32 protein-coding genes are annotated in these 19,036 nt (G+C 63.4%); 26 read left to right on the top strand and 6 right to left on the bottom strand.

The annotated features are described in order from the left end of the window. Positions 1–1,433: 1,433 nt before the first annotated feature. The 4 genes from CVV76_RS24785 to CVV76_RS22230 are packed head-to-tail and all read left to right on the top strand — an operon-like array spanning position 1,434 to position 4,143. Positions 1,434–2,951 carry a hypothetical protein gene (locus CVV76_RS24785; protein ID WP_146010357.1) on the top strand — a complete coding sequence of 506 codons (1,518 nt, stop codon included), beginning with the start codon at positions 1,434–1,436 and terminating at the stop codon, positions 2,949–2,951. Continuing rightward, positions 2,938–3,285 carry a hypothetical protein gene (locus CVV76_RS24790; protein WP_146010358.1) on the top strand — a complete coding sequence of 116 codons (348 nt, stop codon included), beginning with the start codon at positions 2,938–2,940 and terminating at the stop codon, positions 3,283–3,285. The genes CVV76_RS24785 and CVV76_RS24790 overlap by 14 nt, the downstream gene beginning before the upstream one ends. Then, positions 3,282–3,767 (top strand): hypothetical protein, encoded by a 486-nt coding sequence (locus CVV76_RS22225; RefSeq protein ID WP_102226880.1) that lies wholly within the window; start codon positions 3,282–3,284, stop codon positions 3,765–3,767. Before CVV76_RS24790 ends, CVV76_RS22225 begins: the two co-directional genes overlap by 4 nt. A gap of 31 nt (positions 3,768–3,798) precedes the next feature. Then, on the top strand, positions 3,799–4,143 hold the full coding sequence (locus tag CVV76_RS22230) for a hypothetical protein (RefSeq protein WP_102226881.1): 345 nt from the start codon (positions 3,799–3,801) through the stop codon (positions 4,141–4,143). Positions 4,144–4,244: 101 nt separating this feature from the next. Here CVV76_RS22230 and CVV76_RS22235 read toward each other — a convergent pair whose 3' ends face one another. From CVV76_RS22235 to CVV76_RS22245, 3 genes are all read right to left on the bottom strand, one after another. Continuing rightward, entirely contained in the window at positions 4,245–4,874 is a 630-nt protein-coding gene (locus CVV76_RS22235; RefSeq protein ID WP_102226882.1) for an SOS response-associated peptidase, read from the bottom strand. A gap of 324 nt (positions 4,875–5,198) precedes the next feature. Further along, positions 5,199–6,005 carry a DNA adenine methylase gene (locus CVV76_RS22240; protein WP_102226883.1) on the bottom strand — a complete coding sequence of 269 codons (807 nt, stop codon included), beginning with the start codon at positions 6,003–6,005 and terminating at the stop codon, positions 5,199–5,201. A gap of 117 nt (positions 6,006–6,122) precedes the next feature. Next, positions 6,123–6,422, bottom strand: coding sequence for a hypothetical protein (locus tag CVV76_RS22245; protein WP_102226884.1), 300 nt, complete (start codon positions 6,420–6,422; stop codon positions 6,123–6,125). A gap of 238 nt (positions 6,423–6,660) precedes the next feature. On the opposite strand from CVV76_RS22245, the gene CVV76_RS22250 reads away from it, so the two are divergent. Then, a complete protein-coding gene (locus tag CVV76_RS22250; RefSeq protein WP_102226885.1) occupies positions 6,661–6,906 on the top strand; it encodes a hypothetical protein in 246 nt (81 codons plus the stop codon). Here CVV76_RS22250 and CVV76_RS22255 read toward each other — a convergent pair. Both CVV76_RS22255 and CVV76_RS22260 read right to left on the bottom strand, forming a co-directional pair. Beyond that, positions 6,895–7,347 (bottom strand): YbjQ family protein, encoded by a 453-nt coding sequence (locus tag CVV76_RS22255; protein WP_102226886.1) that lies wholly within the window; start codon positions 7,345–7,347, stop codon positions 6,895–6,897. The two genes, CVV76_RS22250 and CVV76_RS22255, sit on opposite strands and share 12 nt — an antisense overlap. A gap of 37 nt (positions 7,348–7,384) precedes the next feature. Next, entirely contained in the window at positions 7,385–8,068 is a 684-nt protein-coding gene (locus CVV76_RS22260; protein WP_102226887.1) for a S24 family peptidase, read from the bottom strand. A gap of 333 nt (positions 8,069–8,401) precedes the next feature. Here CVV76_RS22260 and CVV76_RS22270 point away from each other — a divergent pair, with 333 nt between their 5' ends. Together CVV76_RS22270 and CVV76_RS24795 are read left to right on the top strand one after the other, a co-directional pair. Then, positions 8,402–8,626 carry a hypothetical protein gene (locus CVV76_RS22270; protein WP_102226889.1) on the top strand — a complete coding sequence of 75 codons (225 nt, stop codon included), beginning with the start codon at positions 8,402–8,404 and terminating at the stop codon, positions 8,624–8,626. Further along, on the top strand, positions 8,626–8,823 hold the full coding sequence (locus tag CVV76_RS24795; RefSeq protein WP_146010359.1) for a hypothetical protein: 198 nt from the start codon (positions 8,626–8,628) through the stop codon (positions 8,821–8,823). Before CVV76_RS22270 ends, CVV76_RS24795 begins: the two co-directional genes overlap by 1 nt. On the opposite strand, the gene CVV76_RS22275 is transcribed toward CVV76_RS24795, so the two are convergent. Continuing rightward, on the bottom strand, positions 8,801–9,064 hold the full coding sequence (locus CVV76_RS22275; RefSeq protein ID WP_102226890.1) for a hypothetical protein: 264 nt from the start codon (positions 9,062–9,064) through the stop codon (positions 8,801–8,803). The two genes, CVV76_RS24795 and CVV76_RS22275, sit on opposite strands and share 23 nt — an antisense overlap. Before the next feature lie 129 nt (positions 9,065–9,193). Here CVV76_RS22275 and CVV76_RS22280 point away from each other — a divergent pair, with 129 nt between their 5' ends. The 19 genes from CVV76_RS22280 (at position 9,194) to CVV76_RS22370 (ending at position 19,019) form a co-directional block, all read left to right on the top strand. Next, a complete protein-coding gene (locus CVV76_RS22280) occupies positions 9,194–9,448 on the top strand; it encodes a hypothetical protein (protein WP_102226891.1) in 255 nt (84 codons plus the stop codon). Positions 9,449–9,471: 23 nt separating this feature from the next. Continuing rightward, complete coding sequence (locus CVV76_RS22285) at positions 9,472–9,732, top strand: hypothetical protein (protein WP_102226892.1); 261 nt, start codon at positions 9,472–9,474, stop codon at positions 9,730–9,732. After that, complete coding sequence (locus tag CVV76_RS22290; RefSeq protein WP_102226893.1) at positions 9,732–9,959, top strand: helix-turn-helix domain-containing protein; 228 nt, start codon at positions 9,732–9,734, stop codon at positions 9,957–9,959. Before CVV76_RS22285 ends, CVV76_RS22290 begins: the two co-directional genes overlap by 1 nt. Next, positions 9,956–10,828 carry a ParB/RepB/Spo0J family partition protein gene (locus CVV76_RS22295; RefSeq protein ID WP_102226894.1) on the top strand — a complete coding sequence of 291 codons (873 nt, stop codon included), beginning with the start codon at positions 9,956–9,958 and terminating at the stop codon, positions 10,826–10,828. The genes CVV76_RS22290 and CVV76_RS22295 overlap by 4 nt, the downstream gene beginning before the upstream one ends. Then, positions 10,825–12,909, top strand: coding sequence for a transposase domain-containing protein (locus CVV76_RS22300; RefSeq protein ID WP_102226895.1), 2,085 nt, complete (start codon positions 10,825–10,827; stop codon positions 12,907–12,909). The genes CVV76_RS22295 and CVV76_RS22300 overlap by 4 nt, the downstream gene beginning before the upstream one ends. Positions 12,910–12,978: 69 nt before the next feature. Beyond that, positions 12,979–13,773: an AAA family ATPase gene (locus tag CVV76_RS22305; protein WP_102226896.1), complete on the top strand. Its 795-nt coding sequence runs from the start codon at positions 12,979–12,981 to the stop codon at positions 13,771–13,773. Beyond that, complete coding sequence (locus CVV76_RS22310; RefSeq protein WP_102226897.1) at positions 13,773–14,327, top strand: hypothetical protein; 555 nt, start codon at positions 13,773–13,775, stop codon at positions 14,325–14,327. Before CVV76_RS22305 ends, CVV76_RS22310 begins: the two co-directional genes overlap by 1 nt. Next, positions 14,324–14,701, top strand: a complete 378-nt coding sequence (locus tag CVV76_RS22315) for a hypothetical protein (RefSeq protein ID WP_102226898.1) — start codon at positions 14,324–14,326, stop codon at positions 14,699–14,701. The genes CVV76_RS22310 and CVV76_RS22315 overlap by 4 nt, the downstream gene beginning before the upstream one ends. Further along, on the top strand, positions 14,694–14,900 hold the full coding sequence (locus tag CVV76_RS22320) for a hypothetical protein (protein WP_102226899.1): 207 nt from the start codon (positions 14,694–14,696) through the stop codon (positions 14,898–14,900). The genes CVV76_RS22315 and CVV76_RS22320 overlap by 8 nt, the downstream gene beginning before the upstream one ends. Positions 14,901–14,910: 10 nt before the next feature. Continuing rightward, positions 14,911–15,561 (top strand): DUF3164 family protein, encoded by a 651-nt coding sequence (locus CVV76_RS22325; protein ID WP_102226900.1) that lies wholly within the window; start codon positions 14,911–14,913, stop codon positions 15,559–15,561. 2 nt (positions 15,562–15,563) lie between these two features. Beyond that, positions 15,564–16,004, top strand: a complete 441-nt coding sequence (locus tag CVV76_RS22330) for a regulatory protein GemA (protein ID WP_102226901.1) — start codon at positions 15,564–15,566, stop codon at positions 16,002–16,004. Then, the gene (locus tag CVV76_RS22335) at positions 16,001–16,237 is read left to right on the top strand and encodes a hypothetical protein (RefSeq protein ID WP_102226902.1); all 237 of its coding nucleotides are present in this window, start codon (positions 16,001–16,003) and stop codon (positions 16,235–16,237) included. The genes CVV76_RS22330 and CVV76_RS22335 overlap by 4 nt, the downstream gene beginning before the upstream one ends. Beyond that, entirely contained in the window at positions 16,234–16,605 is a 372-nt protein-coding gene (locus CVV76_RS22340) for a hypothetical protein (RefSeq protein ID WP_102226903.1), read from the top strand. Before CVV76_RS22335 ends, CVV76_RS22340 begins: the two co-directional genes overlap by 4 nt. A 78-nt stretch (positions 16,606–16,683) precedes the next feature. Next, a complete protein-coding gene (locus CVV76_RS22345) occupies positions 16,684–17,199 on the top strand; it encodes a glycoside hydrolase family 108 protein (protein ID WP_102226904.1) in 516 nt (171 codons plus the stop codon). Further along, positions 17,196–17,456 (top strand): hypothetical protein, encoded by a 261-nt coding sequence (locus CVV76_RS22350; protein ID WP_102226905.1) that lies wholly within the window; start codon positions 17,196–17,198, stop codon positions 17,454–17,456. The genes CVV76_RS22345 and CVV76_RS22350 overlap by 4 nt, the downstream gene beginning before the upstream one ends. A 156-nt stretch (positions 17,457–17,612) precedes the next feature. Then, a complete protein-coding gene (locus CVV76_RS22355) occupies positions 17,613–17,831 on the top strand; it encodes a hypothetical protein (protein ID WP_102226906.1) in 219 nt (72 codons plus the stop codon). Next, positions 17,828–18,184, top strand: coding sequence for a DUF2730 family protein (locus tag CVV76_RS22360; RefSeq protein WP_233193105.1), 357 nt, complete (start codon positions 17,828–17,830; stop codon positions 18,182–18,184). Before CVV76_RS22355 ends, CVV76_RS22360 begins: the two co-directional genes overlap by 4 nt. Then, a complete protein-coding gene (locus CVV76_RS22365) occupies positions 18,181–18,477 on the top strand; it encodes a VpaChn25_0724 family phage protein (protein ID WP_233193106.1) in 297 nt (98 codons plus the stop codon). Before CVV76_RS22360 ends, CVV76_RS22365 begins: the two co-directional genes overlap by 4 nt. A 2-nt stretch (positions 18,478–18,479) precedes the next feature. Next, a complete protein-coding gene (locus CVV76_RS22370) occupies positions 18,480–19,019 on the top strand; it encodes a phage protein Gp27 family protein (protein ID WP_102226908.1) in 540 nt (179 codons plus the stop codon). Positions 19,020–19,036 lie beyond the last annotated feature (17 nt).

Raw genomic sequence — 19,036 nt, forward strand, 5'->3', positions numbered from 1 at the left:
TGGGCCGCATGCGATGGTGTGAGGCGGGGGGGCCAGAGCTCGTATCGTATAGCTTGCGGCTGTTCGGAGCAGGAAGCGGAAGCGCCTCAGTGGCGTGGTGAAGAGAGACGCTTCCGCAGTGAAGGCAATTGAGTGACCTTCACATCGTCGACCTAGGCTTCCGAAAGCACCCGGCAAGCGTTGCGCCGTCAGATGACGGTATTTCGCTCAGACTCCTGGACATGCGTTTGGTCCGGAGACCTGTTCGCGGGCCAGGCATGGCTGTTTCCTGTACGGCGACGGAGTGTTGCCTTGTCACCCCCCGACCCCGGTGATAGCGAAATTTCCTCTTCATGGGCGCCTGATAGCCCATGTCGGGCGGGGTTGTTGTCCCCCAAGAAGCAATAGCCTCGTGGCCGGTAGCGGCGGGTACCATGCCCAGAACCCGCCCGCCGCTGCCGGTCGTAAACAAAGGGAAGTGCGGAAGCGCCCGCGAGTCCTTTGGGGAAGGTTCAAGGCGCTTCCGCGGTGAAGGGATCGGACATCCTTCGCCCGCCAAGGTAGAACGGCAGGGCGGGCGCCGCAAATTTCGCAAGGTAGTGTCGGCTGCTTCCTGCCCACATGCTGGCTCCGTTATAGATCACTGGAGAGGCTGCGGAAGCGCCTGGGGCGCTTTGGCTCTCGTTGACGCTTCCGCAATGAAGGCAGTCGGCTCACCTTCCCCCATGCCCTAGCCCTCCGAGCCTCGTGCCGCAATCGGCAGCGCTCCTGGAGGCGGCAAGCCGCTCAGATGCCAGTTCGCGGGCCCGTCTTGAAGGTCGCCTTCAATCCGGCTTTAACGCACCCTTCACCGGTCCCTTCCGGCCCCCGTCGCCAAAAACGCTCTGCTGCAGGTTTCCGTGTCAAACTCTGCAAGAACCGGTGGCGAGCCACACACAACCTGTACGTTGACACCTATTCCTGCAGTGAGGGTGGAAGTGCCCGGAGCATCGTGGAAGATCCCGGAAGGCCCGCAAAATAAGGCCTCTGGAAGGGGACGCACTCAGTGAACGTCATGCGCCATATGGCATACAGGAATGGCCAAATGCCTCTAGGAGCTGCCTACTGCGCCCTCAGCCGCACCGTCAGCCGAGAGAGCCCGCACAGCCTGTAACCCATTGTGGTTTATGGGCCAAATCGCAACGAGCGGAGCTTCCGGGCCGATTTTGGCGACCTGAGACACCCTCCGAACTGGGAAATCGCGCGCCAAGTTCGCTTTGGATTTCCCACTTCGCGATTACATAAGCATAAACAACTAGATAGGTACTCTTGGCGGGTCTCTTTGTGCGAAGCAAACCGGGAAGCGATTTCCCCGAACAGGTGCCAGGTAGTGGTAGGTAATGGAAACTCGTGGATGGACGCGTCCGTGACGACACGATAGCTTCAATGACGGTCGCGTGAAGTAGGTTGATCTCATGAGTAAAATTCCCAGCCCGCCAAAGAGAAGTTGGCGAGTTGAAGATATTGACCAACTGCTTTCATATGATCGTGTCGGCAACAGTGAGTTCCTCGAACGGGCAAGGATAACAGCGTTCCTTCGACGCCGCTGGATTTCCGGCAATGATCGCCTGCGCCAAGCTTCATCTAAGCAGAGACATGCAATTCTATCGCGAAGGCAGCACGGAAAGGCTCTTGCACGAAAAGTGATTGTCGCAGCAAAGCGCGGCCAACTCCCTGAGAAAGCGGTAAGAAACATCCACAGAGAACTTCTGCTAGGCAGCTATAAACCTTCCGTTCTTCTAGGCGGCTTAGTCAAAAACAGGGAGAAGGCTTGGCTGAGCGTTCCTAAGCGCATCAAAGTTAGGCAATCTCAACAGGTTACGGTCTCAAACTTTTCGTTCCTCGAGAACCCATCAGCGACGATCAAAACCCTGGCGAGTATTGCAAATTCGGAAGCACAATGCCTCGCCGCATCTATCGATTTCACGGACGAGCATTGCTTGGACATCGGACCTTGGCTCGTGCTTTCCGTTATGAGACAGGACATGCTGCCCATCTTTGTCGGCGGAGCGATCTCCAACTCAATGTCCAAAGTCATGGCGGCGCTACGCTTGGACGAAACTCTGAGTATGCAGGTCCTTCCAGTATGGTCAGGCAAACAGGACATTTGGGCATTTCCTGTCAAACAGAGGCGCCCTCCGGGCACCTCTACCAGCCCAACGCTACAGTTAGAACCGCAAACCAAGGAGAAGACCGGAGACGAGCTCTGCGACGCGATCGACGAGTGGCTCGCCACTTGTGTGCAACAGGAACTCTCTCGCGTGGGGCGGCGACTGGTTAAAACGATCGTTGGTGAAACACTCGACAATGCAGAGAGGCACAGCAACCCTATACAGTTTCCAGACGACGGAGACTGGATGGTGTCCGGCATGACCGTGCGTAGGGGCCCGGATAACTCCCCAAGCTTCCAGTGTCAGCTCGCCTTCTTAAGTGTTGGTTCATCGGTCGCTGAGACGATTGATACATGTCCTAGCGAGATCAAAGATCGGATGGATCGGTATGTACGCGCTCATCGCGGCGCTTTCGTCAACAAGCAGCTTGCATCTGAGCATTTGAAAACTATCTTCGCGCTGCAGCCAGGAGTGTCGAGAGATCCGGAAGCCGTTGAACGTGGCAGCGGCGGTACGGGGTTCAGCGACATCCTAAGGCTGTTTGCTGACCTTGCCGGGATCGAATCAGAAACGAGCAAGGCTAAGCTAGCGATTGTGTCTGGAAGAACCTGCATCCACATTGGCTTCCCCCTTGTGCGCAGCAACATGTGGAAGTTTGGTACTCCTGGAGAAATATGGTTCAATGAGGCCAACAGCGAGAGTGAACCTCCGGATAAACGCTTCGTCATCGGCCTTGATGAAGAGTTCAAGGGCACACTAGTTACTATGGCGTTCACGTTGAACAGAGAGTATTTGGAGCGAACTGCCAATGGCACAGGTTGATCTTAAAGATCTGACGCGTGGTGAGGTAAGGATGCTTACCGGTCAACCACGTGGGTTCAACGCGCGCAAGCACTATCATATGGATGATCTCGACCTGTCGGACGAGCCGGTGACTATTGTTGCTCCAGAGGACCTTGACACTGTAACGCCATCCTTTGTCCAAGGCTTTTTGGCAACATCACTGCGAAGCTTGGGCGAGGAGAAGTTCCGCACGAAGTTCAATTTCGACCGTCTGCCAAGCCTTTTGCAGGATGACTTCCGTCTTGGGATAGAGAGAGTCGTCTGGTTGGGCACTTCCGGCCGAAGCAAGAAGTTTCCGCCAGCGAAAAGATGACTGCCGATAGCGTCGCGGCATGGACTGGTGCTGTTGGCAGTATCGTGGCTGTCTTTGGGCTCATCACCCAGGCAGTTTGGACGAGCAGGCAACTCTCGCAAGTTAACGCCTTGGCGAGGTTCCAGTCTGCAGTCGATGGTCCTGTCACTCTTGCAATTCAAAAGCTTGACGAGTTCGAGGGTGGGGTGCACGACTTAATTCGTGGCCGCCAAAATGCGAGCGTTGACGGGGTCTTCTCGGAAGGCGTCAGAGTAAACAGGGCTGTCAACACTGCCGCGTCGAGCGCAGCTCGCTTCGATGTAAAGGTAATGGCTCGATGGTATGATCTCGACACATCATACTTCGAGGAGCTTTTTGACAGCCTTAGGGAAGAGAACAAAGCTGAAATTTGCGAAAGACTAATCAAGGAGATCGATCGAGTCAGGCGTCTTGCGCAAGACCTCCTTGCAGACAGCAGGAACATCGCAGAAGGCCGCAAGTAAGCTAGCGTTTGAGCTTGTAAGGATTGATGACATGAAAGCTTGGATCATCAAGTGGGCATGGATTGGCGATCACGCGGCTGTCGACAAGCCGATCATCTGTGTCCTAAGCGCCCATCGTTCCCCCAAGAAGGTTAGGGAATTTGTAGAGCTGTATTACGCCAGCCAGAGCTACTCGATCGCAGAGCAGATGGGCCAAGCAGACTACAACAACCCGTCCCCCAACCCCTACCCAGCAGAATTTCAGTCAGTTGAAGGCGTGCGCCACGAAGGCTTCATTACCTGCGGCCACAATCCTTGGATCGAAGCATTTGTCGCCGATGGCGTTTGCATTGACGAGGCGTCCGGCAAGATCCTGTGGGAGGGAGTACAGCTGTAGCGAGATCTCGACTTCGGCGGCCGTGGCGGATTTTGGGTGGAGCACTATTCGCGCTCGGCACTCGAATCCGACTTGGCTTGTAGCCGCCCGGAAGTCGGTGCCTACGAGCCCGAACCGTCACTCTCGACCAGCACCAGATCATCGTCGTCCAGCGGCCGCTGAAGCTCGCGCGCGGTCTCGAAAGGGGCTGAAAGCCATGCCTCCCACTCCGCGGGCTTGGTCAGGATCACCGGCATCGCCTTGGGGTGAAACGCCTTGACCACTGCGTTCGGCGGGCAGGTGAGGAAGGCGAATAGATCGTCCTCCGTCTCGCCGTCCTTCACCTTGCGAACCGAGTGCCAGCCCCGCGTCTCGATGCCCGCGAAGAACATCGTCATGCCGGGATCCGCAGGACCAAACCACTGATTACCGCCCTTCACCGGCTCCGCGAACGACGTGACCGGCACAAGACAGCGATGCGCCGGCCCCAGCCAGCGCCGCCAATGCGACGAGGACAGGTTGCGGACGTTGGTGACCCCAGGGTCCCGCTGGGTCTTCAGCGCAAATGATGGCGACGGCATGCCCCAACGGACCTTCGCCAGCTCCAGGCCATCTCCCGCATGCCGTATAATCGGCGCCATCTGGTCCGGATAAAAGGTGCCGGGCCCGAGGTTGCCAGCCTTGTCAGAAAGGTCCGGGAACAGGCGCCGCATCGCCTCCTGGCTGGTCGTGCTGGAATAGAGGTTGCACATGCTTCAGGCCCTCTCGTCGCGCCATATCCAACGCACAACCTGTCCGACCGGCCGCCGCACGGTCAAGCCTGCGAGTGTGCTCGGCGCCGGCACGCGCCAGGTCACGTCAATCTCCGAGGTGCGGCAGCGGGAGCAGGGAAAAGGCGCCTGGTGAAGCGGGAAGTCCGGGCCGAGGACCTTGAGCAAGTCGGCAGCCCAGAAGTTGGTCTTTCGGCGGCAAAGCGGACAGCGCACCGTGATCAGCATCCCCTGCCGAGCCGCATCAGCCAGACGCATTGCGCGGAAAGGGTTCGCGGAGGGGCGCGGGACGGGCATGACTGATCGTTACCCCCCGGACACAAGCAGTTCGGCCCGAGCGCCTGAGCGGTCGTCGGCTTTGCCAACGGTGTAGGTCGTCTTCACCTCTTCGACCGAGAACCGGCCGAAGATCTCCCGCACCTCGGGCACATCGTTGATCGACAGCAGGAACTGCCCGCGGATCCCTGCGAGCTGCGCGGCCATCCTGGTGAAATCTTCCCTGCCGAACATCGCCTTGCCGTAGTCGGTTTCGCAGCCCCAGTAGGGCGGATCGAGATAGAAGAGCGTACCCGGCCCGTCGTAGCGGGTGATGAATTCCGACCAGTCCAGGCACTCGATCACGACGCCCGCCAGGCGGCTGTGAAGATCCTCGAGCATCGGCTCGAGCGTTGTCAGGTTGAATCGGCCGGGCCGATCCTTGGCCACGCCGAAGTTCCGCCCCGACACCTTGCCGCCAAATGCGGTGCGCTGGAGATAGAGGAAACGCGCCGCCCGCTCGAGGTCGGTCAACGTCTCGGGATCGGTCGAGACCAGGCGGTTGAACTCCGCCCTGGTCGTCAGCTGAAACCGCAGCACCTCGAGGAACTGTGGATAGTGGCGCTGCAGGATCCGGAACAGGTTCGAAACGTCGCGCCCCCGGTCGTTGATCACCTCGCACCGCGGCTGGTTGGCACGACGCAGGAAAACGCCGCCCATACCCACGAAGGGCTCGCCATAAGTGGTGTGCGGGATCGCTTCGATCCGGGCGCAGATGCGTCTCGCCAGGTTGCGCTTTCCGCCCAGCCAGGGCGCAGCCGGCCGGACGGGTTCAACGGGTGTTAAGGGGGTGTTCAATGGGGTGTTCCTGACTCGTGTTGAGACAGGAACATAACAGGAACAAATCTGAGTTTCAGTCAAAATCTGGTTCCCGCTCGCCCAGACCGCATCTTCAGTGCGGCCCTAGCTGAAAGCCTAGCGCAACATGCCGTCTCTGCGGATCCGGTCGACAAGCACGCCCAGCGCTTCGATCAGGGTTTCACTGTTCAGGAGGGAGGCCTCGGCCGAGGCAGCACGCGTGGCTGCGTCCTGCAACTCCTTCAGGATCAGCCCTCTGGTCAATGGCAGCTGGTCTTCGAGTTCGCCGAGCAACTGGACCAGGGACCGCTCCACCTCGCTCACCTGCTGCGCCATCTCGGAACCCAGGGCGCGCAGTGATGCTGTCTCCGCCTCGATTTCCCTGATCACATCGAACAGGGAGGAACATCGGGTCATCTTGCGACTCCCTTGGGCCCAGCCCCACAGCTGCCCGACTACTTAGCATGTGTAGCGATCACCTGCCGGGAGGCCTGATGCGCGGCGGCGGTTTCTTGCCACCCCGCGATCGAATGGATCGCTGCTCCCGTCGATTTCAACGGCTTACCGGAACCCGCAGTCCTCAGCCAAGTTGATCTGCATGTCGATGCCGGGCCTCCTCACGGCCTTCGCTTGAGCCCGGAAGAAGGAACTGATCATGGCCGACGCAATCCACTTCGACGCTGACCTGCATGAATTTCTGACAGAAGCGGTAGAGCTGAATTTTCTCGACACCAGGGAGAACGCGGAGGAGATCGCTGTGGCCATGCTCGTCGTGTCAAAGGGCTATGGTGCCCTCACTGAGCACCAGCAGGACCTGTTCCTGCACTCCGTGATACCGGCGATGAAGGCATCGGTAGGAGGGCAGCGGGTGAGCGAAAAGCTTCTCTGGTTAGACACCTAACTTCACGGCCGTCCCAGAGGCGACCAGCAGCATCATGCTTTTCCCGCCCCCCGAGATCTCGCTGTAGTCGAGGTCGACGGCGATCACCGCATTGGCGCCGAGTTCGGCCGCCTCGCGCTTCAGCTCGTTCAGGACGGATTTTCGCGCGGCGCGCAGTTCGTCCTGCATGCTCTTGTTCCGGCCACCGACGACGTCGCGCCAAGCCGCACCAATGTCGCGGAAGATGTTCATCCCCAGCACTGCCTCGGCCGAGATCACCTCGATCCGCTCGGCGATCGGCTCGGAGAGGTGGGTTTCGGTGGTGACGAGCATGTTAGAAATTGTCTGTGCAATATCAGCACGCCTCGCCGCCCCCTGCGCCCGGGCTTCCGCTGCGTCACGCTTGTAGTCCAGCAAGCAATGCTCGCAGAGCCCCTCGTGCAGATCGAGGGTCAGAACCATGTCACCGCATTTCCGACATTTTGCCCTGAACACCGAATTACTCCCTAACGGTATGGCCCCACCACATAACCTTCCCGATGATCGTAACATCGCGGCTGGATCGAAAATCTGGCGGATGAGCTGGGTTATCTGAAAGCAACGCAATCTTGCCCTCCTCAACGAAGGCCACTCGCTTAACTCGCGCTAACCCATCGTCAAGAATAGCAAAAATCGGAACAGGCCGCAGATCTTTTGGGGACCTAACTCCTCCCGGAGGATTGGTCCTCGAAGTGTCTATTAGAAGTAGATCGCCCGGGTGGATGGACGGCAGCATGCTGTCTCCGCTCGCCCGTGCGAGGACCGCGTTCGACGCAGAGACGCCGATCTTCCTGAGCCAGTCTCTGCGAAAGGCAAGTTGGTCGACCACCGACTCAGCACCATTTTCCGCCCCGTCGCCAGCAGCCAGTGCAGCGGCATGTAGGGGAATTTGAGCGAATTCGACGCCATCGACTGTAACGTTCTCAACAGGCCCGCTGTCACGTGGTGGCCCGAAATAGAACTCAAGGCCAAGCACGTCCGCAAGCTTCTGCAGCGCAGCCACGTTGTAGCGCTTCTCCTCTGATCTGGAGGTCCGCATGTTCTTGATAAGCGAATAGTTCCCGACAGCGAGCTTGGATGCAGCGGCATCGCTCAACCCCCTGATCTTCAAGGCCTTGTCTATCTCAGAAAGAATCGGGTCCATGCGGCCTATTAGCCTAAAATGGCTAAATCAACAATACTTAGCCATAGCTGGCTTGCAATGTATCGCCATATCAGGCTAATCTTCTGGCATGGAACAGAGAGACGCCCTTATTTTCCTCGCTGACGCCTTGGCTATGCACCAAGGAGTGACGCACTACGCAGTCTCCATGCGGGCCCTTGGGAAGGGCGACTTCTTCAAGAATTTGAAGGCGGGGCGAGACTGCCGCACCACTACGGCGGCAAGGCTTCTCGCCTGGTTCTCCGATCACTGGCCAGAAGATCTTGAGTGGCCCAGCGACATCCCGCGCCCGCCGAAGTCGTCGGAGGCAGCCTGATGCTCAGCTCCCGTCCCCGACCGACCGTCGACCATAGCGCCCTTCGCTGCCGCCTCCGCGACCCCAAGGCCCGCGCATACCTGCACCTGAGCGGACGCGGTGTCACCACCGGCACAACCTATGCCTGGCTGGGCACCCCGAGACAGGCCGACAGGCTCCGTACCCGCGCGGAAGCGCGCGGCGAGCTCTGGCCGTTCGTCATCGTCGATCTGGAGGAGGTGTGATGCGCGACCAGAAGATGATTGCCACGATCAGCGAGGTCACAGCGGCAGACGATCCATGGGGAGCGTTCACCACCTGGCTGGATAAGCGGCGCGCCGAAAATCACCGCCGCGGCGGCGATGACATGGGCTTCATCATTCGAGCGATGATGCAGGAAATCGCATGTCAGACGCCCGCTAGCTCGGGAGGTCAAAAATGACCTTCAGCGCACCCTTTGCCAAGACGTCGTTTGCGCCCGGCCGGTTGCTTAGGCCCAACGCCATCACCTCTAGCTCCCGCACGATCGTGCCACGCGACACCTCCTCGCCGGACCGGAGCATGTCCAGAACAAGCCCGCCAATCGTCCCTTTTGCGAGGTCCGGGTTTTCCGCCAACTTTTGCAGCGCCTCACCAGTTTTCGACCGCAATTCGACTAGCCGCTTCTTAGTCTCGTCGCTCATCGAACACGTCTCCTTTTGCTGGTCTCAGAAGGGGATGTCAGGTGTCGGGGGGCGCTCCAACGCCCCTCGGCTCCGCCAGCATAGCTTGGGGCTTCCCGTTCTCCAAACCCAACATCCGGAGGATGCGGCATGACCCATATCTCCCCACTTCTCCGCGCCGCCGAGCAGACTGCCACCACTCAAGGGGCGGTGGCGCGTGAGCCCGCCGGTCCGCACGTTTCCTACTCGCCCCTGCGTGCGGGCTGGCGCTGGCTGATCGGTCAGATCCGGACCTTCGAGGATAGCCACACGGCCAACTGGGTCGGAGGGGCCGCGCTCGCCGTCATGTTGATCAGCGGGATCTGGATCGCAGCCGGTTTCGGCTGGACCGATGTGCTGCCGTGAAGACGTTCAAAGGAGGAACGCCAATGTTCAGTCGAAAGAAGGAAGCCCCCACCGCGCCGAGCCCGCGCCAGCGCTGGAACAGGGTGATCGAGCAATTCAACACCGCTTCTGCGGCCGTCATCGAACACCACCGCCCTGGCGCCAGTATGAGCGCCCAGCGCCGGGCCCATAGCAACTTCGTCGAAGCAACTGACGCGATGATGGCCGAAATGGCCGAGTTGCAGAAAGCCGGCATCCTGGACGAGATCCGCCGCCACCTTGCTGCGACCTACGGGCGCACCTGATGCACGCGGCGGCGCTCACCTCTCCCCGGCTTCAGCGGGTGCTGGCGGTCCTGCGGGATGGCAAGGCCCACACGACGCGCGACATCGTGCGCCGAGGCCGGGTGATGGCGGTGAACGCCTGCATTTCCGAACTTCGCCACCACGGCGCCGAGATCGCCTGCGTGAAGCAGGCCACGGCCCAGGGCTGGCGCTTCTACTACACCATGACGAAGGCCCCGCGCGGATGACATCTCCCACACTCCTGAAGATCGACGAAGTCGCCGTTGCCGACGTGATCGAGCGCGGTCGCCTGCGTCCCGTCTCCGAAGCGGCAGTCGAGAGCCTGGTTGCCTCGATCGGCGAGCTCGGCGTCATGAAGGACCCGATCCATGTGCGCAAGCTGAAGGACGGCAAGCTGGTCCTGATCGCCGGAGGTCACCGGCTTGCGGCCGCGCGACGGCTCGGCTGGGAGCGGATCGCGGCCAAGGTGTGGACCAACGTCACCGATGACTGGGCGCGCCTCATGGAGGTCGACGACAACATCGCGGGGGCGGAACTGAACGCGCTCGACACCGCGATCTTCCTGGCGACCCGGAAGGAGGTTTACGAGCGGCTGCACCCGGAGACCAAGGCGGGCGTGGCTGGCGGGCGAGCTCGTCAGGGTTCAGCAAACGACATCGTGTCGTTTGCTGCCGCAACCGCTGAAAAGTTTGCCCTGTCACGTCGGCAAGTTGAGCGTCTCGTTGCCGCCGGCGCCAAGCTAGACCCCAAAGATCGCAGCCTGCTGCGCGCGGCGAAGCGTCCTGTCACCCTCAAGGACCTGACCGAGATCTCGAAGATCGGTCAACCGCCCGAGCGTTACGCGGTCGTTGCCGCCCTGTCTGAAGGCCGCGCCAGGACGGCAGCCGAGGCGCGGAAGGCATATGCGGCCCAGGAACGCGGCGTTGAGCCCCCCGTTAAAGACCCCGTTGAAGAGGGGTTCAACAAGCTGATGGATGCCTGGAAACGGGCGCCGAAAGCTGCCCGTAGGCGCTTCATCGAAGAGCTCTTCGATGAGGTCGCCCCGCTTGTCGATGACGAGGCCGACCATCGGGTCGGCGGGATGGCCGCCGAATGAGCCTTGTCGCCCCCTCCCAGGAATGGTGGACGGCCGACGAGATCGCGGCCAGTGGCCTGCCGGACGTGCCCGCCACGAAGCGCGGCGTGAACCAGATGGCCGAGCGTCACCATTGGCGCGCCCAACCCGGGCTCGCCCGTCGCCGCAAAGGGCGGGGCGGCGGCTGGGAATACAGCTGGCGACTTCTGCCGGCCCGTGCACAGCGCAAGCTGCTGACCGGCGCCGCCGTTGCCGCGCAGCCTGAGCGGCAAGGTCGCGATGACGCGTGGCGATGGTTCGAGGCCCAGCCCGAGCATCGCCAGAAGAAGGCGCGGGACCGGCTGCAGATCCTCCAGGAAGTCGAGGCGCTTGAACCGGCGATCGGCCGTGACCGCGCGGTCAGCGATATCGCCCGGCATCGCAAGATAGGCGCCCGCACGATCTGGACCTGGTTCGCACTGATCGAGGGGGTCCGCCCCGACGACCGGCTGGCCTACCTCGCCCCGCGCCAGGGCGGAGGCGATGGCCCCGTCCGGGACTGCTCGCCCGAGTTCTTCGACTTCGTGAAGAGCGACTTCCTGCGGACGGCGCAGCCCAGCTTCAGCTCCTGCTACCGACGGGCCGAGCGCGTCGCTGCGCGCGAGGGCTGGGACACGGTGCCCGAACGGACACTGCGGCGCTGGTTCGACGCGCAGGTGTCGAAGCCGACGCAGGTGCTCTGCCGCAAGGGCGTCGACGCCCTCAAGACTATGTTCCCGCCGCAAGTGCGGGACAAGACCTGCCTCGTCGCCATGGAGGCCGTGACCGGCGACTTCCACAAGTTCGACGTCTGGGTGAACTGGCCGAAGATCAACCATCCGGTGCGACCCCAGATGGTCGCCTTCCAGGACATCTATTCCGGCCGCATCCTCGCCTGGCGGATCGACCTCAGCGCGAACAGCACCGCGGTACAGCTCGCCGCCGGCGACATGATCGAGACCTGGGGCATCCCCGAACACGTCCTCCTCGACAACGGCCGCGAATTTGCCGCGAAGGCGATCACCGGAAAGGCTTCGACACGGTATCGCTTCAAACCCAAGGAAGACGATATCCCGGGCCTCTTCACCGCGCTGGGCTGTGAGATCCACTGGTCGACGCCCTACAGCGGCCAGTCGAAACCGATCGAACGGGCCTTCCGCGACATGTGCGATACGATCTCCCGCGACCCGCGCTTCGACGGTGCATGGACGGGTAACCGCCCCGATGCGAAGCCCGAGGATTACGGCTCCCGCGCGATCGACCTGGACGAGTTCATCAAGGTCGTCGCCGAGGGCATCGATGAGCACAACACCCGACAGGGCCGGCGGTCCGAGGTCGCCTTCGGTCGCTCCTTCGCCGATGTCTTCGACGAGAGCTATGCCACCGCGCCGATCCGCAAGGCGACCGAGGCGCAGCGCCGCCTGTGGCTGCTGGGGGCCAAGGGCGTCCGGGCAGACCGCAACACCGGGGAGATCCGGTTCGCCGAGAACCGCTTCTGGGCGGACTGGATGCATGAGATCTCCGGTCAGCGCGTCGTTATCCGCTTCGACCTCGCCGACTTCTGGGCCGGCCTGCACGTGTACAGCGCGGACAACGCTTACCTCGGGCATGCCCCCTGTATCCACAAGGTCGGCTTCTTCGACGCGGACGAGGCCCGCAATTTCGCCCGCGTGCGCAACGAGTATCAGGCCTCTGTGAAGAAGGCTGCCGCAGCCCACCGTCGCCTGACGGCCGCCGAGCTTGGTGGCGCGCTCGACGGCGCGTCGCTTGGCAATCCCGTGACCCCGGAGGCAAAGGTGATCAAGCCTACCTTCGGCAAGAAGGCCTCCCGGGACGGACAGGCGCCTCGCGAGGCCCAGGCGGCGACCGTCGCCGACCTCGGCAGCCGCCGGCCACAGCCGGTAGAGGCCGAGGAGACAGCCCGCGCCCGTTTCGGCCGCGCGCTCGAGCTCGAGCGTCAGACCGAGCGCGGCGAAGGCATCACCCCCGACCAGCAGCGCTGGCTGAACGCCTATCAGACCACACCGGAGTACCGCGCCGAGCGGATGCTCTGGGAGGACATGGGCGACGGGATTTTTGGATGAAAATGCCGCCGCGGGCTGCGGGCCCAGCGGCGGCATCGAGTGGTGGCACTTGAGCAGTGTGAGGGAAAGATGACCGAAGAAACGAGACTTTACAATACCATTGCGCCGCTGCGGAACGTGGCGGCACTGCTGACGCTGATCGACCGGATCCAGAACCGCGCCTTCGGGCTACCGGGCATGGGCACGTTCTACGGTCCCTCGGGCTACGGCAAGACAACGGCCGCGACCTACGCGATGAACCGCTACCAGGCCTGTCACGTCCAGATCCAGGCACTCTGGCACCCCAAAACCATGCTGCAGGAGATCGCGACCGAGCTTGGCCTTCGGTACAAGACGACGGCCACCGCGCCGGTTCTGTTCAACCTGGTCGCCGCCGAGCTCGCGCAGACGAACCGGCCGCTCCTGCTCGACGAGGCCGATTACCTCTGCAAGGAACAGATGATCGAGGTGGTCCGCGGCCTGCACGAGACCTCGGGCGTACCGGTGATCCTGATCGGCGAGGAGCTTCTGCCCCAGAAGCTACGGGCCTGGGAGCGGGTGCATGGCCGGATGCTCGACTGGGTCGGCGCGGAAGCCGCGACGATCGAGGATGTCGGTCACCTCGTGCCCATCTACGCCCGGGGCATCACCGTGACCGACGATCTGCGCCAGCTGGTGCTGCAGGCGGCCCAGGGCTCGATCCGCCGGGTGTCGATCAACCTCGCCACGATCGCGGAGCATGCCACCGTCCAGGGCCTGACCCGGGTTGACGCCGCCACCTGGGGCAAGCGCGCCCTCTTCACCGGCGAAGCCCCCGCGCCCCGCCGCGAGGTGGCAGCCCGGCGCCGTGCCGAGCAGACCATGGCGCGCCGGAGGGTCAGCTGATGGCACGCCTTCCCCGCAAGCCCACCGCCCTCATCGAGGACAGCTGCTGGGCCGTCGCCCTGCGCCTCGGTACCTTCGGCTATTCCGAGATCGCCGCCGAGGCCCATGTGTCGCACGAGCGGGCCAGCGCGGTCGTGCGCCGCTGGCTTGACGCCGGCCGTTGCGAGCTGGTCCAGCGCAAGCACGAAGGTGCCAAGCGCAACCTCTACCGCGTCGACCCGAAGGCTGCACCGAAGCAGCGCCCGACCGGGTCGGTGCCGCAGAACCTCTGGAACTCGATGCGCGGGCTCAAGCACTTCACGCCGGTCGATCTGGCGGCGCACTCCACGACGCCGACGGTCCTGGTCACGGTCGAAGCGGCCCGGGCCTATTGCCAGGCGCTGCTCAGGGCCAACTACCTGCGTGCCGTCCGCCGGGCGGTGCCGGGCCAGCGTGAGGCGACCTACCAGCTGATCCGCAACACCGGCCCGCGCCCGCCGCGCGAGCGCCGGGTGCGGGCAGTCTGGGACGAGAACCTCGAGGACTTCACCCACGTCGCGAGAGCTTCGAAATGACCGGTCCCCTCGCGATTGCCGAAGAAGCCTGGGGGGAGGCGCTGCCCGAATGGGTCGCCGCCCTGGCCGCCGAATGCGCCGCCGCCAGCCAGAACAAGGTGGCCGGTCGCCTCGGCGTCTCCGCCTCGATGATCAGCCAGGTGCTGCGGCGCAAGTATCCGGCCGATCTGACGCCACTGGAAGACCGCTTCATGGGTGTGTTCCGGCACGCGCGCGTCGACTGCCCGGCCCTCGGGCTGATGCCCCTGAACGAATGCCGCAGCTGGCGGGAGAAATCCCGCACCTTCGCCGCCGGCAACCCGCTCCGCCTGCGCATGTACCGCGCCTGCGCTGGCTGCCCGCGGAACAGGATCACGGAGGTGACCGATGACTGATCCCGCCCGCTTCGATCCCGCCGAAATGCTGAGCCTCGCCTCGCGCGGCGTCGGCAAGGTCGATGCGCTCGGCCCGCGCGGGGCCACCCTCGTGACGATCGAAGAGATCGAGGCCATGGCCGCCACGCTCGCCTGCCTCGGTCTTGCCGCCACACCCCCGGGCGAAGATCCGCCCGAGGCCCTCTTCATCCCTGCCTAGGAGAACCATCATGTCGGATTTCACCCCCGCCAAGGTGCCGAGTGCCCTGATCGAGGTCGACGGCAAGAACTACATGCGCGACGCCAAGGGCGCGCTCTGGCCGGCCGAGCTGGTCAAGGCCCAGCACAAGCTCGAGGACGATACCGTTCGCAAGGTCATGGGCTACGCCCTGGCGCTGAGCGACCAGGTCTCGCGCTTCAAGGCCCACACCTTCGAGGATCTCGGCAGTTTCGACGCGCTCCTCGAGCAGGAATACGGCGTCACCAAGGGCGGCCCGAAGGGCAACCGTACTTATCAGACCTATGACGGCCTCATGAAGGTCGAGGTGCGTGTCGCGGATCTGATGGATTTCGGGCCGGAGCTGCAGGTCGGCAAGCAGCTGCTCGACGAATGCCTCAACGAATGGTCCGCGGACAGCCGCCCCGAGATCCGTGCGCTGATCACCGAGACCTTCAACACCGACAAGGAGGGCCAGGTGAACCGCGCACTCCTGTTCACTCTGCTGCGGCTCGACGTGAACGATGCCCGCTGGGTGAAGGCGATGGAGGCGCTGCGGGCTGCGATCCGCGTCGTGGGCTCCAGGACCTATTACCGGATCCAGACCCGCGAGACCGTCGATGCGCCTTGGGAAACCGTCACGATCGATCTGGCGAAGGCCTGACCATGATCCGCTCCCTCCAGCGCAAGATCCATCTCGCCTGCCGCCAGCTCGGCCTCGACCAGGATACGCGGCACGACCTGCAGCTCGTCGTGACCGGGAAGGCGAGCTTGCGCGACATGGACGAGGGGGAGCTGAAGGCGATGGTCGCCGCGCTGGAGGCGCGCGGCTTCAGGAAAACGGCGCCCACCCGCAAGCGCTATCCCCGTGCGCCCCGCGCCGATCTGCGCCTCGTCCACGTCCTCTGGAGCCGCCTTGGTGAAGCCGGTGCCCTGCGGGAGCCCGGACGGGCCGGTCTCAACGCCTTCATCCGGGCCCGGTTCGAGAACAGCTGGGGGTCGGTCCCTGTCGACGTCGATGCGCTGCGCGATTGGGACAAGATCGCCACCGTGATCGACGCCCTGAAGGCCATGTGCGCGCGCAATGGTGTGGAGGTGGACCCGTGAAGAAGTCGATCGTCACCGTCACCGACCATGCCGTCCTGCGCTACCTGGAGCGGGTCGAAGGGCTCGATGTCGAGCGGGTGCGCCGGGAGATCGGCCGACGCGTCGATCGCGTCGCCCTGGCCGGCGCCTCGGCCGTGCTGATCGAGGGGCACCGGTATGTCCTCTCGCCGATGGGGTCCGTCGTCACCGTGATGTCGGCCGCACGCCCCGAACGCGGGAGAGGCTCGGGATGACCGGTACTCCCAAACCTCCGGCGCATATTCAGCCCTATGTCGAGATTCTGGGCATCGACGGCGCCATCGACTTCTTTCTCGAGTTCGGTGGTTCCGAAATCTACCTGTCGGCCACGCCCAAGGGAAAGTCCCGCCTCGTCCAGCATGTGGGGGCCCAGCGGGCACAGGAGCTGGCGGTCGCTGTGGGGCACCTCAAGGTCCGCATTCCCACCACGAAACCCTGGATCGCGCAGGTCTGGCATTCACGGGGCTTGCCTGTGGCCGAGATCGCCCGCAGACTGCACATGACGGACGTTGCCGTGCGCCGCTGGCTGAAGGCTGGCCCGGGCAACATTGCCCCCGATCCGCGGCAACCCAGCCTCTTCTGACTGTCACCCGCACACCGTTGCGGATGTTTTGACACCCCCTTCAAGGGCAATCTGGCCTCATCATTCGATGAGGTTTTCATGCCCGATCAGGACAAGTTCGTGACCTGCTTCAAGGAGGTCATCGGCGAGGAGGGGGACTATGTGAACGACCCGCGCGATCCGGGGGGCGAGACCAAGTTCGGCATCGCCAAGCGCTACAACCCGAACGTCGACATCAAGGCGCTCACCCTCGAGCAGGCACGCGAGATCTACCGCACGAAATACTGGGATCCCGCCCAGTGCGACCTGCTGCCGCTCGCCGCTGCCAGCGTCTACTTCGACGCCGTCGTCAACATGGGGCAGGATACCGCGGTGCGGCTGATGCAGACCGCCCTCGGCGAGACCTCCGACGGCGTCATCGGTCCTCGCACCCGCGGGGCGATGCGCCGGCGCGGCAAAGACCCCGAGCTGATCGTCAACTTCCAGGCCGAGCGCGGCATCTACTATGCCGGGCGCGGACACTTCGAAATCTACGGGCGAGGCTGGCTGCGCCGGGTCATCCGAGGCGCGATGGAAGCCGCGCGCATCGAGGCGGATGGCGAGGTGGCGGCATGACCGGCAACCCGTCTCTTCCCCCGCTTCCCGCCTGGCACGCGCGCAGCTTCTACGCCGCGCTCCTGATGATCGCGACGGTGATCTGCAATGCCATGGGCATCGATCTCGGTGGCTGGTTCGCCACTCACCTCGGCCTCGCGAACGAGTCCGCCGTCCTGGATTTCGTGATGGCCGTCATGCCGATCGTCTTCGGGCTCTGGGCCTGGGCCGAACGCCACGCGCCGAACTACCGGCTCGTTTGGAGACGGATCCTGTGATCAGCCTCACCGCCATTCTCGCGCTGCTCGGCAGCGTGATCGCCGCGATCGCCGCCGCCTTCGGCTACGGCCGGGTCTCCGGATCAAAGGCGGCCAGGAAGGACGTCGCCGCCGAGGCAGCCGCGTCGGAACTGCAAACCAGAAAGAGGATCGACAATGCGGTGGATGCTGCGACCGGCCCTGATGCTGACGCTGATCGCGACTGGCTGCGCGCCCGCGGTCGCGACCAACGATAGCGCGCTCTGCGCGGGCCTCGAACCATTGGCGACCCGTCATGCCGCGGCGCTGGCCGAGGATGGCGGCCCGAAGTCGCTCGCGACCGGGCGCCAGCTGATCGCGGGTCTGGATGCGGGCTGCGGGAAGGCCGCCCCGTGAACATCGCCTTCGACACCACGATCAGCCTCATGGGGCTCGCCAGCGTCGCCGTCTCGGCCGGCACCGCCGTCTTCGCCTGGTACCGCACCCGCACCCGGGATCTGGAAGAACGCCTGAAGGAAGGCTCCGACCGAATGAACCGTCACGACGCGCGGATCGAGCGGATCGAGCAGACCGTCAGGGGGCTCCCGGCCGCGAGCGACATGCACACGCTGGAGCTCCGGCTTGTCGAGATGTCTGGCGACCTGAAGGCGCTCGCCGCCGTGATGGAGGGCAACACCAAGGTCATGAGCCGGCTCGAGTCGATCGTCTCGCGCCACGAAGACCACCTGCTTGAAGGAGGGAAGCGGTGAACTACGCTGAACGGACCCGCATGCACCGCCGCCTCGCGATCCTGCGCCATCTTGAGGCCTGCGCCGAATACACCTCGAACGCCTCCATCCTCCAGGACGTGCTGTTCGGCGTTGGCCTGCCCTCAACTCGCTCCGAGGTCGTGACCGAGCTTGCCTGGCTGAAGGAACAGGGTTTCGCCAGCTACGACGACCGTGCCGATTTCGTCGTGGTGACCGCCACCCGCCGTGGCGTCGAGATCGCGCGCGGTCTGGCCGTTCACCCGGAGATCCAGCGCCCTTCGCCGAGGGCCTGATCATGCCCGTCCCCCGCAAGGTCGACCTCCTGCCGCCCGAGCTGAAGAGCTGGCTGCAAGCCGAGCTGCGCCAGCGTGGCTTCGGCGGCTACGAGGATCTGGCCGAGGCTCTGAACTTCCGCCTCGAGGAAGAGGGGCTGGAGCTCCGGATCCGCAAGAGCGCGCTGCACGAGTTCGGCTCGGAATACCGCGAGTTCGTCCGGCTCCAGGAGCAGGCCAGCGACTGGGCGCAGGAATGGCTGGGCGAGATGGGCATGGACGACCAGGCCCAGCGTCAGAACGTGCTCTTCCAGATGCTCACAACCCTGGCCTTTAAGGTCATGCAGGCTCAGGTCAGCAAGACCGGCGATGAAATCAGCCCCCAGGAGCTGCACTTCCTCGCCCGCATGATGAAGGACGTGATGCATTCCTCCGGCATCGTGCAGGCCATGCGCGAGAAGGAGCGCAAGGACCAGGCTGCAAAGCTTGAGGCGGCCGTCGCGGGCGGCGACATCGACGCGGCCGCGGCCGACAAGGCCCGCCGGATCCTTGGCTTCGCATGAGCGCGGATCATGACATC

It is taken from the genome of Acidimangrovimonas sediminis, assembly GCF_002871005.1.
GTDB lineage: Bacteria > Pseudomonadota > Alphaproteobacteria > Rhodobacterales > Rhodobacteraceae > Acidimangrovimonas > Acidimangrovimonas sediminis.

What these genes read in the sequence shown, in the direction of transcription:
- CVV76_RS24785 (WP_146010357.1), top strand. Translation starts at nt 1,434, where the DNA reads ATGAGTAAAATTCCCAGCCCGCCAAAGAGAAGTTGGCGAGTTGAAGAT.
- CVV76_RS24790 (WP_146010358.1), top strand. Translation starts at nt 2,938, where the DNA reads ATGGCACAGGTTGATCTTAAAGATCTGACGCGTGGTGAGGTAAGGATG.
- CVV76_RS22225 (WP_102226880.1), top strand. Translation starts at nt 3,282, where the DNA reads ATGACTGCCGATAGCGTCGCGGCATGGACTGGTGCTGTTGGCAGTATC.
- CVV76_RS22230 (WP_102226881.1), top strand. Translation starts at nt 3,799, where the DNA reads ATGAAAGCTTGGATCATCAAGTGGGCATGGATTGGCGATCACGCGGCT.
- CVV76_RS22235 (WP_102226882.1), bottom strand. Translation starts at nt 4,874, where the DNA reads ATGTGCAACCTCTATTCCAGCACGACCAGCCAGGAGGCGATGCGGCGC.
- CVV76_RS22245 (WP_102226884.1), bottom strand. Translation starts at nt 6,422, where the DNA reads ATGACCCGATGTTCCTCCCTGTTCGATGTGATCAGGGAAATCGAGGCG.
- CVV76_RS22250 (WP_102226885.1), top strand. Translation starts at nt 6,661, where the DNA reads ATGGCCGACGCAATCCACTTCGACGCTGACCTGCATGAATTTCTGACA.
- CVV76_RS22255 (WP_102226886.1), bottom strand. Translation starts at nt 7,347, where the DNA reads ATGGTTCTGACCCTCGATCTGCACGAGGGGCTCTGCGAGCATTGCTTG.
- CVV76_RS22260 (WP_102226887.1), bottom strand. Translation starts at nt 8,068, where the DNA reads ATGGACCCGATTCTTTCTGAGATAGACAAGGCCTTGAAGATCAGGGGG.
- CVV76_RS22270 (WP_102226889.1), top strand. Translation starts at nt 8,402, where the DNA reads ATGCTCAGCTCCCGTCCCCGACCGACCGTCGACCATAGCGCCCTTCGC.
- CVV76_RS24795 (WP_146010359.1), top strand. Translation starts at nt 8,626, where the DNA reads ATGCGCGACCAGAAGATGATTGCCACGATCAGCGAGGTCACAGCGGCA.
- CVV76_RS22275 (WP_102226890.1), bottom strand. Translation starts at nt 9,064, where the DNA reads ATGAGCGACGAGACTAAGAAGCGGCTAGTCGAATTGCGGTCGAAAACT.
- CVV76_RS22280 (WP_102226891.1), top strand. Translation starts at nt 9,194, where the DNA reads ATGACCCATATCTCCCCACTTCTCCGCGCCGCCGAGCAGACTGCCACC.
- CVV76_RS22285 (WP_102226892.1), top strand. Translation starts at nt 9,472, where the DNA reads ATGTTCAGTCGAAAGAAGGAAGCCCCCACCGCGCCGAGCCCGCGCCAG.
- CVV76_RS22290 (WP_102226893.1), top strand. Translation starts at nt 9,732, where the DNA reads ATGCACGCGGCGGCGCTCACCTCTCCCCGGCTTCAGCGGGTGCTGGCG.
- CVV76_RS22295 (WP_102226894.1), top strand. Translation starts at nt 9,956, where the DNA reads ATGACATCTCCCACACTCCTGAAGATCGACGAAGTCGCCGTTGCCGAC.
- CVV76_RS22300 (WP_102226895.1), top strand. Translation starts at nt 10,825, where the DNA reads ATGAGCCTTGTCGCCCCCTCCCAGGAATGGTGGACGGCCGACGAGATC.
- CVV76_RS22305 (WP_102226896.1), top strand. Translation starts at nt 12,979, where the DNA reads ATGACCGAAGAAACGAGACTTTACAATACCATTGCGCCGCTGCGGAAC.
- CVV76_RS22310 (WP_102226897.1), top strand. Translation starts at nt 13,773, where the DNA reads ATGGCACGCCTTCCCCGCAAGCCCACCGCCCTCATCGAGGACAGCTGC.
- CVV76_RS22315 (WP_102226898.1), top strand. Translation starts at nt 14,324, where the DNA reads ATGACCGGTCCCCTCGCGATTGCCGAAGAAGCCTGGGGGGAGGCGCTG.
- CVV76_RS22320 (WP_102226899.1), top strand. Translation starts at nt 14,694, where the DNA reads ATGACTGATCCCGCCCGCTTCGATCCCGCCGAAATGCTGAGCCTCGCC.
- CVV76_RS22325 (WP_102226900.1), top strand. Translation starts at nt 14,911, where the DNA reads ATGTCGGATTTCACCCCCGCCAAGGTGCCGAGTGCCCTGATCGAGGTC.
- CVV76_RS22330 (WP_102226901.1), top strand. Translation starts at nt 15,564, where the DNA reads ATGATCCGCTCCCTCCAGCGCAAGATCCATCTCGCCTGCCGCCAGCTC.
- CVV76_RS22340 (WP_102226903.1), top strand. Translation starts at nt 16,234, where the DNA reads ATGACCGGTACTCCCAAACCTCCGGCGCATATTCAGCCCTATGTCGAG.
- CVV76_RS22345 (WP_102226904.1), top strand. Translation starts at nt 16,684, where the DNA reads ATGCCCGATCAGGACAAGTTCGTGACCTGCTTCAAGGAGGTCATCGGC.
- CVV76_RS22350 (WP_102226905.1), top strand. Translation starts at nt 17,196, where the DNA reads ATGACCGGCAACCCGTCTCTTCCCCCGCTTCCCGCCTGGCACGCGCGC.
- CVV76_RS22355 (WP_102226906.1), top strand. Translation starts at nt 17,613, where the DNA reads ATGCGGTGGATGCTGCGACCGGCCCTGATGCTGACGCTGATCGCGACT.
- CVV76_RS22370 (WP_102226908.1), top strand. Translation starts at nt 18,480, where the DNA reads ATGCCCGTCCCCCGCAAGGTCGACCTCCTGCCGCCCGAGCTGAAGAGC.